At 65.1% G+C, this 9,363-nt stretch carries 12 protein-coding genes; 5 read left to right on the top strand and 7 right to left on the bottom strand.

The features are described from left to right. Positions 1–268 precede the first annotated feature (268 nt). The 3 genes from HRV97_RS15045 (at position 269) to HRV97_RS15035 (ending at position 1,492) form a co-directional block, all read left to right on the top strand. Positions 269–823 (top strand): hypothetical protein, encoded by a 555-nt coding sequence (locus tag HRV97_RS15045; RefSeq protein ID WP_174195071.1) that lies wholly within the window; start codon positions 269–271, stop codon positions 821–823. Positions 824–1,118: 295 nt separating this feature from the next. Further along, positions 1,119–1,256 (top strand): hypothetical protein, encoded by a 138-nt coding sequence (locus HRV97_RS15040; RefSeq protein WP_174195070.1) that lies wholly within the window; start codon positions 1,119–1,121, stop codon positions 1,254–1,256. A gap of 65 nt (positions 1,257–1,321) precedes the next feature. After that, entirely contained in the window at positions 1,322–1,492 is a 171-nt protein-coding gene (locus HRV97_RS15035; protein ID WP_174195069.1) for a hypothetical protein, read from the top strand. A gap of 403 nt (positions 1,493–1,895) precedes the next feature. Here HRV97_RS15035 and HRV97_RS15030 read toward each other — a convergent pair whose 3' ends face one another. Next, positions 1,896–2,300: a MerR family transcriptional regulator gene (locus HRV97_RS15030; protein ID WP_174195068.1), complete on the bottom strand. Its 405-nt coding sequence runs from the start codon at positions 2,298–2,300 to the stop codon at positions 1,896–1,898. A gap of 63 nt (positions 2,301–2,363) precedes the next feature. Between HRV97_RS15030 and HRV97_RS15025 the strand changes: the two genes are divergently transcribed. Together HRV97_RS15025 and HRV97_RS15015 are read left to right on the top strand one after the other, a co-directional pair. After that, positions 2,364–3,131, top strand: coding sequence for a MauE/DoxX family redox-associated membrane protein (locus HRV97_RS15025; RefSeq protein ID WP_174195067.1), 768 nt, complete (start codon positions 2,364–2,366; stop codon positions 3,129–3,131). 405 nt (positions 3,132–3,536) lie between these two features. Then, positions 3,537–3,752 (top strand): hypothetical protein, encoded by a 216-nt coding sequence (locus HRV97_RS15015; protein WP_174195065.1) that lies wholly within the window; start codon positions 3,537–3,539, stop codon positions 3,750–3,752. Between the two features lie 40 nt (positions 3,753–3,792). Here the strand turns inward: HRV97_RS15015 and HRV97_RS15010 are convergent, their stop codons facing one another. From HRV97_RS15010 to HRV97_RS14985, 6 genes are all read right to left on the bottom strand, one after another. After that, on the bottom strand, positions 3,793–4,239 hold the full coding sequence (locus tag HRV97_RS15010) for a DUF411 domain-containing protein (protein ID WP_246248777.1): 447 nt from the start codon (positions 4,237–4,239) through the stop codon (positions 3,793–3,795). A gap of 57 nt (positions 4,240–4,296) precedes the next feature. Next, entirely contained in the window at positions 4,297–4,677 is a 381-nt protein-coding gene (locus HRV97_RS15005) for a DUF305 domain-containing protein (protein ID WP_174195064.1), read from the bottom strand. Between the two features lie 74 nt (positions 4,678–4,751). Beyond that, positions 4,752–5,354 carry a DUF305 domain-containing protein gene (locus HRV97_RS15000; protein WP_223176890.1) on the bottom strand — a complete coding sequence of 201 codons (603 nt, stop codon included), beginning with the start codon at positions 5,352–5,354 and terminating at the stop codon, positions 4,752–4,754. 35 nt (positions 5,355–5,389) lie between these two features. Continuing rightward, positions 5,390–6,103 carry a PepSY domain-containing protein gene (locus HRV97_RS14995; protein WP_343044529.1) on the bottom strand — a complete coding sequence of 238 codons (714 nt, stop codon included), beginning with the start codon at positions 6,101–6,103 and terminating at the stop codon, positions 5,390–5,392. 20 nt (positions 6,104–6,123) lie between these two features. Then, a complete protein-coding gene (locus tag HRV97_RS14990; RefSeq protein WP_174195063.1) occupies positions 6,124–7,395 on the bottom strand; it encodes a copper resistance protein B in 1,272 nt (423 codons plus the stop codon). Continuing rightward, the gene (locus tag HRV97_RS14985) at positions 7,392–9,347 is read right to left on the bottom strand and encodes a copper resistance system multicopper oxidase (RefSeq protein ID WP_174195062.1); all 1,956 of its coding nucleotides are present in this window, start codon (positions 9,345–9,347) and stop codon (positions 7,392–7,394) included. Before HRV97_RS14985 ends, HRV97_RS14990 begins: the two co-directional genes overlap by 4 nt. Positions 9,348–9,363 lie beyond the last annotated feature (16 nt).

The following is a 9,363-nucleotide window of genomic DNA, read 5'->3' as shown; positions in this document are numbered from 1 at the left end:
CCGACGGTGCCGTGGCACGCGGGCGCTTGTTCGCGGTGGTGACGGGCAGATCAGGCAGGGGGACGGCCAGCCAGTCAGAACACCCCGAGCGAGGATCAGGGCTGATTGCGAGAAAGCCGGTCGGATGTGTGAGCGCCTCGAGATAGCTAGCTAGGAAGTGCCGATGGTGACACTCTGCCCAACGGCAAAGTGTCGCTGCTGACAGAAACGTTGCCGGTAGGACCGGATGGGATTCACACGATTCCCGTTTCGTGCTTCTCCTGTTCCCATGATCCAGGGTTACTTGTTCTCCGCATCCCCGGCGATCCCGCCGGAGCTTCCCTCCCAGCTGCCCTTGGCTGAGGGTCTGCCGTCGCTGATTGATGTCATTGCACAGGTGTCGACCCGGCCGCGCTATGCCTTCATGGTCTTGAACCTGATCGCGCGCGCTGCAGGGCAGGGGGGCAAGGCAGGACCCTACGTCGTCCAACAGGGACGGGCCGTTCGGCTACGCGACTGGTTGTGCGACGCGCTCGCCCCCATGGCAGCCCGCGATCCGAAGCGGTTGGCGCTGGCCGAGCAGGTGAGGGTGGAACTGGCAGAGCAGGGGGAACTACCCGGAGACCCTGACGCAGCGTCAAGATTGGTGGACCAGATAGTGCTGGAGCGGGTGCGCCGCTCCGGCCGGTGTAATGTCAGTCGGGCGGTGTCGGAGCTGGTCCGGGCAGGGCTGGTCCGGCGCCACTATGAGGGCTGGCGCGTGGATCACCACAATCGAGGCGCCCGACGTGAGGCGGTGTACACGCTATTGCCCAACACGATGCGTGCATTAGGCAGGGCATAGAGTTGAAGCTGCATGCGCAATCACAAACCGCAATCTCCTGGATCGGGGTCGCTTGGCGACGTGACGCAGTTGAGTTTGCCCGTTGACTGGCGGTACCATCGCTAGACCCGCTGGCAGGGGTTCTTGCCAATCCAGGAGCCGCTCGAGCGTACGTCCTCGGCGGCTCCTGCTTACCATCTAAAAAAAGCGCTTTGACCCCGGCCATTCAGTGCGGCGAGACCAGGGTCTTTCAGATCAGCTCTGTGGCGCTTGGCGGGATCAGCGCAGGAGTCGTGTGCCATCTGGGAGCCGGGCGGTGCTCGGCATGGTGAGAAGCGGTCTGACCGCCGACGAAGTCAGCCTGCCGATCACCTATGCGCTTGCGAGCGAGGTGCTAAAGCCCTTCGCCGACGCGATCAGCTTCGATGTCGGTGCCGGCGAGCGGTGGCGCTAGCACGGGCTCGACTGGCAGCGGGAGCCTCGCTTGCGCGTCACGGAGTGAAGGATCATACTGCCGGCATGGCAGCGAGGTCCAACACGATCACCACCAAGGGCGGCAAGCCTAGCGTGCTTGGGCGCAGTGCTGCGACCGGCCGCTTCGTTCTGGCGCCGGCCGCGACCAAGAAGGCGACCGTGTCCGACCAGCGCATCGCCGCGGCCGTGCAAAGCGTGCTGGCCAAGAAGAAGTAGCTTGGCTGCCGGCCAGACGTCGACCGAGGCGCCGGTCACGATCGGGGGTGGCGTGAGGCACCATCGGAGTGCCGCGCCATGTTGCCGCCACTTAGAAAAGACACATTCTGCGCTAGATAGAAATGACACTCGTGGTGGCAGCGGGAGCAGCGTGGAGCCCCCCAAGCAGCGCAGCGCTGCTCCCGCTGAAGCGGCGTCGTCACGGCTCCTGCGCCCTTGGCGCGAGCTGGTCGAGGCGCCCGACGACGTGCGCATCACCGCACCGATCTTTATGTCTGGCGCGTCGATTCAAAGCCCCTCCCGCGATCGTCAGGGTCGTTGGCGAGCGGGGCGTGACCGGCGACAATGTCCGCGCCCGCCTCCCACCGGTTCATGAAATCGCGCAACTGACCGTCGAGTGCCGCTAGCCCTCGAAGGCCGTGAGGATCGGACATGGTCCCTCCGCACCTGACCCGCACTCATGCGCGAGCCGGCGAAGCGAGGCGCGCACCCGCTCGAGCTCCTCAATCTTCGCGTCCAGTTCGGCGATGCGCTCGCCGGCAAGCTGACGGGCGCGGGCGCGATCGTCGGTCGCGTCCAACGCCAGAAGCTCACCGATCTGCTCGAGCGTGAAACCGGCCGCCTGGGCCGAGCGGATGAAACGAAGGCGGCGGGCGTCATCGCTGCCGTAGCGCCGGATGCCGCCTCCGGTGCCAGCCCCGGTCGGGCGGTCGGGCTCGTCCAGCAAACCGCGACGCTGATAGTAGCGCACCGTTTCGACGCCGACGCCGCCTTCGCGCGCGAGCCCTGCGATCGTCATGCCGGTCATGCCTTGACTCCGTACTATGGTACGGATCCTATATAGGCGGGGCGAGAATATTGGAGAAGCGGCATGGCGAGCGCCCCCGCCAAACAGGCGACGATTTACCGGATGGTGATGCCGGAACATACCTGCCCTTACGGGCTGAAGGCGAAGGATCTGCTGCGTCGGGAAGGCTATGCGGTCGATGACCATTGGTTGACGACGCGGGAAGAAACCGACGCTTTCAAGGCAAAGCACGGAGTAAAGACGACCCCGCAGACGTTCATCGCGGGGGAGCGGGTCGGCGGCTATGACGATCTACGCCGCTTTTTCGGCAAGACGGTCCGCGACCCCAAGGCCGTCACATATCGCCCGGTGATCGCCGTGTTCGCGATGACGGCGCTGATGGCGCTCGCCGTCAGCTATGCGGTATTCGGCACGCCCTTCACGGTGCGCGCGGGTGAATGGTTCATCGCGTTCTCGATGTGCGTTCTGGCGATGCTCAAGCTCCAGAACGTCGAGAGCTTCTCGAGCATGTTCCTCAACTACGATCTGCTCGCGAAGCGCTGGGTGCCCTATTCCTATGTCTATCCCTACGCGGAGGGAGCGGCGGGCGTCCTGATGGCAGCGGGTGCGCTGACCTGGCTGTCGGTGCCGGTCGCCCTCGTCATCGGGACGATCGGCGCGGTGTCGGTCATCAAGGCGGTTTATATCGACAAGCGCGAATTAAAATGCGCGTGCGTCGGCGGGGACAGCAACGTGCCGCTCGGCTTCCTTTCGCTTACCGAGAACGTGATGATGGTCGCGATGGCGCTTTGGATGGTCGCGGCGCCGGCAGTCCTCTCGATCACGCATTGACATCGATCTTCGGTCGGGGCGGATAGCGACCATGGAACGCCGACTGCCCCGTCTTGCCGGCACGCTCCGCCTCGTGGCTCTGGCCATGCTGGCGATGATGCTGGTCATGCGCCTGGGGCCGATCTGCGAGGCGATCGCGAACGCCGCGCCGGTCGCGTCCGAGATGGCCGGCTGTGAGGGCACGCAGAAGCCTGCGAAGGCGCCGCAGCAAGCAGCCTGCTCGACCCCGTGCACGGCAGTTCAGCCCACTGTGTTGGCGCCGGTCGACGCTGCTCCTTCCGTTCGCATGGCTCTCCGCCCTCGGCATGTTGAAGGACTCATCGGCATGCCCGTTCCTCCAGCCACGCCGCCTCCGCGAACCGTGTGATCTTCCCGACCACACACATTCAATCGACGGAGTTACCGATGACCAAGATCAAGCTGATCGGCGCCGCTCTGGCGCTGGCGATCCCCGGTGTCGCATTCGCGGCCGGCTCTTGCTGCGCCGACATGGCGTGCTGCAAGGACGGCGCAGATTGCTGCAAGGAAAAGGACGGCAAGAAGGCCGACTGCTGCGCCGGCATGAAGGACAGCAAGCAAGGCGATCATCCCGGCCACGACATGTCGGGCATGAAGCACTGATCCAGAGGCGGCGGGGGCGGCTATCCGCCCCCGCCGCTACCTAGCCATGATGGGCGTAGACGCGACGTCCACCCGGTCCGAACGCAATCACGTCGTAGGCCTGAGCCTTCATGCCGGGCATCTCCATACCCAGCGATCCCATCGGCATGCCCGCTACCGCGAGCCCGGTCACACCCTTTGGCTTGGTCGCCAACGCGCGCTTCATGTCGGCGATCGGTACATGGCCCTCGAAGGTCATGCCGTCGATGATCGCAGTGTGACATGATGCAAGGTCACCGGGCACGCCGCGAGCCTTCATTAGCGCCGGGCGGTTCGCGTCGTCGACGACGCGCACGGCGCGGCCGAACTGAGCCTTCACCTGCTTCGCCCATTTTTCACAGCACGGGCATCCCGGATCGCGGTGCATGGTGATGTCGGCCGCAGCCATCGCAGTCGCCGGGACACCGAGCAACAGAGCGGCCATCGCTGTGCGGAAAGATCGGCTCATCCCCAACTCCTCGAAAGCCTGCCCCCCTCACGGAGAGAGGGGCTAGGCTTGCATCCGTTACTGGGCGCGCTTGCCCATTTTGCGAAGCATCGCATTCAGCGTCGCGATCTCGCGGTTCTGGCTGTCGATGGTCTTCTGCGCCTCACGTCGGATTTCAGCGTTCTGGGTGCTCCGGAGTGCCGTCTGCGACATCGCGATCGCGCCGCGGTGGTGCTCGATCATCTGACGAATCCACGTCTCGCCGGCATCGGCGCCCTTCGCCGCCATCATGCGCTCGTGCATCTTCATCATGTCCGGGCCATAGGGATCAGCCGCCGTCGGCGGCATCATGCCGGAATGATTCATGCCCTGATGGTTCATACCCTGGTGCCCGGCTTGCTGGGCGAGCGCCGGTGAGGCGGCAAGCAGGGCGGCGGTCATGGTCGCGATCATCTTCATCTGGTTTCTCCACGTGGCCCCCGCCCGTGAAGATGATACGCGTCCCGACGCGCCATCCCTCAAGGCGGCGGGAATTACCGGATCGGCTGGAGCGTATTCACGCCAACGCTTTCATCCCTCTCCGGCGGGGGAGGAGCGACCTGCTTGTCCCGATAGGAAGGAAGGTCGGGCGCATCGTCGGCGGTTGGGTGAGCCTCGAGCCGAGCGATAGCCCGCTTCATTTGCGCGATCTCACGCACCTGGGCGTCGATGATCCCATCCGCCAGCTTCCGTACCTCAGGGTCTTTGATATGCGCGCGATCGCTCGTCATGATCGCTATCGAGTGGTGCGGGATCATCGCTTTCATATAGGCGACGTCGCCCACGGTTTCCTGACTGCGAACAAGCCATAGAGCGCCCGCAAAGACGACGATCGCACCGGCGACGATGCCGAGGTTGGCGCGCCGGTCGGGGTACATACCCCACATGAAGCCGATCATGATGAGCGCCATCACCGCTCCCATGACGATCGCCATCCATGTCCTGGTCTGGCTGTATTCGACATGGCTCAACGCATAGGTGTTGAGGTACATGAGCCCGAACATGACGATCGTGGAGGTCGCGATCATCGCCGCGAACCGTCCATAGCTCATTCCCATCCCGCCACTCTGGCCAGACTGATGATCCTGGGGGTCCATCGCACATTCTCCTCTGGCACGCCGCCTGAAGAGTATTACGCGGCGCCCTGACGCATCCCTCGGGATTTACGCCGTCGACGCGGCCAGCGCATGAACAGAAGGATCGCGCCCGCCACGCCGAAGACGAGACCGCCGGCAGCGAACGCCTTCAGCCAAGGCGTGTTGAAACGCTCGTGCTGGGTCCAGTCCATGATGTGGAGCCCCCAGAAGAAATCGTAGAGCCGCCACGTGCCGGTGCGCACCGACGTCAGCCGTCCTGTCTCGGCCGACACGTAGATGCGGGTGGCATCGTCATCGGCGAACGAGGTGCGCCATGCTGGCAGTGCGCCACGATATTCGGGGCTCGCCCGCTCGACACGCTCCACGGTCGAGGTGGCGGACTTACCGCGATATGCCTTCCTGGCGATGGCGCCAGCGGTCGATGCATCAATCGGCGGGAGCACGGTCGCGGTGCGGGCGTCCAGCAACCGGACACCGCCCGACGCAAGTTGCGCTTCGACCACAGGCCGACCGAGCAGCACGCGATGCTGAAGCTGACGGACGGGCGAGCCAGCAGCCGTTAACAGCGTCGGAACGGGTGCGAATGCCTGGGCGCTCGAAAGCGCCGGCTCGGCATCACGATCTATCCGGTGATCTCCGTGCACCGTATCGATCGGCAGCAGGGCCATGACGAGCCCGCTGGTGAACCACACGATCACCTGCGCCCCGATCAGGAGGGCGAGCCAGCGGTGGACCTTGCTCGCCCCGATGTGGAGGCGCAGCCGCGGGCTCAGAACCAGGTCCTCACACCCGCCACGAAACTGAAGCCGCCGGTGTTGTCACCGCGTGCGCGGGTAAAGCGCGCCGTGTCGCCGAACTGCCGTTCCCAGGACACGCCGATGTAAGGGGCGAACTCGCGACGCCCCTCGTAGCGAAGACGAAACCCCGCCTCGAGGTCGGTGAGCCCCGAGCCGGTGCCGGTTTCGGGCACATCCTGGGCCGAGAGGTTGGCCTCTACCCGGGGCTGGAGCACGAACCAGTTGGTGATGCGCTGATCGTAATAGCCTTCGGCACGGCCAAGCACGTCGCCCTTGTCGGAGAGGAACAGCGCGCCCTCCACTTCGAACCAACCGGGGGCCAATCCCTCGATCCCTACCGTCGCATAGGTGCGCGAAGGGTTGGGCTTGAAGTCGTAGCGAACGCCTGCCTGGAGGTTCCAGTAAGGATCGAGCGCCCGACTGTAGAGCGCTTGCACCTCGGCCTGTTCGAGCGGCTTGCCGAACGTACCTTCTCCCTCGGTCTTGAGCGTGAAGCGATTGATGTCGCCTCCGATCCAAGCCTCGCCATCCCAGCGATAGCCGTCACCGCCCTTGCCCGCCTGATATTCGGCGAGGTTGAAGAGGATTTGATAGACGGTCATCCCGCCGTGCTCGCGGCGCAGATCGTTTTCGCGCGAGCTGGCCATGACGTCCGCTCCCCACAAACGGTCCGCGAGGTGGTCGCCGGCAGGGGCGGGAGCGGGCTTGTTGCCGGGGGAAAGGTCGGTTCCGACCTTCGCGGCCGACTGATTACCGGACATCGCCATGCCCGGCATCGCGCTCATGTCATGGCCCGCATGTGGGTCCTGCTGAGCGCCGGTCGATGCTCCCATGCCGGGCATGGCCGACATATCGTGCCCGGCGTGCGGGTCCTTGGCGGGCGCGGCCTGCTGACCGCCCATATCCATCCCCTGCATCCCGCTCATGTCGTGGCCGACGTGGGGATCGGGAGCCGGGGTCCGGCCCATGCTCATCCCGGGCATCTTCATGCCTGTCATGTCGTGCCCGGCGTGAGGGTCGGCCGCGGGCCGAGCGGCGCGCCTGACCGGTGCCTTCCGAGCCGGTGCCTTCCTGACCGCCGGCTTCTTCGTGGCCGGCTTCGCGCGCGCGGCCGGTTTTTTGGCGGGCATCTTCATCCCGGGCATGGACATGCCCGGCATCATGGAGTGGTCCATGCTTTGCCCGATCGCGGGGGCGGCGAGGCCGAACGACGCCAGGCCGGCAAGAAGAAGCGCGCGCGTCATGCTGCCGCTCCTGCCTTGCGGACCTGGACGACCCGCATCATGCCGGCATGCATGTGGTAGAGCATATGGCAGTGGAAGGCCCAGTCGCCTTCCTCCCCGGTCACGTCCCAGCTCACAGTGCCGCCCGGTTGGACCAGCACGGTATGCTTCCGAGGCGCATAAGCGCCCTTACCCGTCACCAAGTCGAAAAAGTGGCCGTGAATGTGGATGGGATGACCCATCATCGTGTCGTTGATGAGCGTCACCCGCACTCGCTCGCCATGGAGGATGGTAATCGGATCGGGGTTCTCCGACAGCTTTTCGCCGTCGAAGCCCCACATGTAGCGCTCCATGTTACCGGTCAGATGCAGTTTGATCTCGCGTTCCGGCGCACGCGTGTCCGGATTGCGATCGAGCGCCATCAGATCTCGATACGTCAGCACACGGTGCCCGACGTTCTCGAGCCCCTGTCCGGGATCGCCGGTGCGATCGACCGGCATTGGCGAGATGGTCTGCACGCCCGGTCCCTTCGTCACCTCTGGCGCTTTGGAGAAGTCGCGCATGTTCATCGCGCCCATGTCCATGCCCGACATGTCCATGCCGCCCATCTGATCGCCGCTCATGCCGGGCATTGCCCCGCCTGCCTGGCCCATCCCGGGCATGGCGGAGCCTTGGGCCTGCCCGTGGTCCATGCCCGCCATGCTGCCCGCTGCGGCGCTGGCCGCCCCATGGTTCATTTGCGAATGATCCATGCCCGGCATCGTGCCGGTGCCGTGACCCATCGCGGCATGGTCCATGCCCGACATCGATCCCGCCGCGGCGCCCTTAGCACCATGGTCCATCGTGCCATGATCCATGCCGCCCATGCCCATGTCCTTCATGGTCGCGAGCGGGCGCTTGCGGAGCGGAGGCACCTCGGCAGCCATGCCTTCGCGCGGCGCGAGCGTCGCGCGCGCCATGCCGGAGCGGTCGATGCTCTCGCCGACCAGCGTATAGGCGCGCAGGTCGGGCGGCGTGACGATCGCGTCATAGGTTTCCGCCGGGCCGAACTGGAACTCGTCGATCTCGATCGGACGGACGTTCAAGCCATCGGCCGCGACGATCGTCATCGGCAGGCCCGGGATGCGGACGTTAAAGGTGGTCATCGACGATGCGTTGATGAAGCGCAGCCGCACTCGCTCGCTGGGTCGGAACAGCGCCGTCCAGTTGTCCTTGGGTCCGTAACCGTTGACCAGGTAGGTGTAGACCGAACCCGTGACGTCGGCGACGTCGGCGGGGTCCATCCGCATCTTGCCCCACTCCAACCGCTCTTTCAGCGACTGATCCTTGCCGGCGAGAAGCCCGGCCAGGGTCTGGCGCTGGCGGTTGAAGTAGCCCGACTCCTTCTTCAACCGATCGAAGAGGTAGTGCGGGTGGTGGAAGCTGTGGTCGGACAGCACGATCACGTGCTCCCGGTCGAACTTCACCGGATCGGGGTTCTTCGGGTCGATCAGGATCGGGCCGTAATGCCCCTCCTGCTCCTGAAGCCCCGAATGGCTATGGTACCAGTAGGTGCCGCTCTGGATGATCGGGAACTCGTAGGTGAACGTCGATCGCGCCGGAATGCCGGGGAAGGCGATCCCGGGAACCCCGTCCATCTGGAAGGGGAGAAGCAGCCCGTGCCAGTGGATCGAGGTTTCCTCGTCGAGCTCATTGACGACGTGGAGGCGGACGTTCTGCCCCTCGCGCAAGCGGATGAGCGGAGCGGGCACGGTGCCGTTGATGCCGATGGCGTGGCTCTGCCGCCCGTCGATCATCATCATCTGATGCGCGACCTTGAGCGTGATGTCCTCGCCCGACACCGTGGGCAACAGCTTGGCGATGCCGGCCGAGACGGGCTGTGCCCATGCCGGCATATAGGCCGACAAGGCGAGGCCGCCGCCTGCCAGACTGGCACCGCGCAGCACCTGGCGGCGGTCGAGAACGCGCGACATGCAAGCTCCTAAGAAT

The organism is Sphingomonas hominis, assembly GCF_013328205.1.
GTDB classification, from domain to species: domain Bacteria; phylum Pseudomonadota; class Alphaproteobacteria; order Sphingomonadales; family Sphingomonadaceae; genus Sphingomonas; species Sphingomonas hominis.
This window is presented reverse-complemented; position numbering and strand designations above follow the sequence as displayed.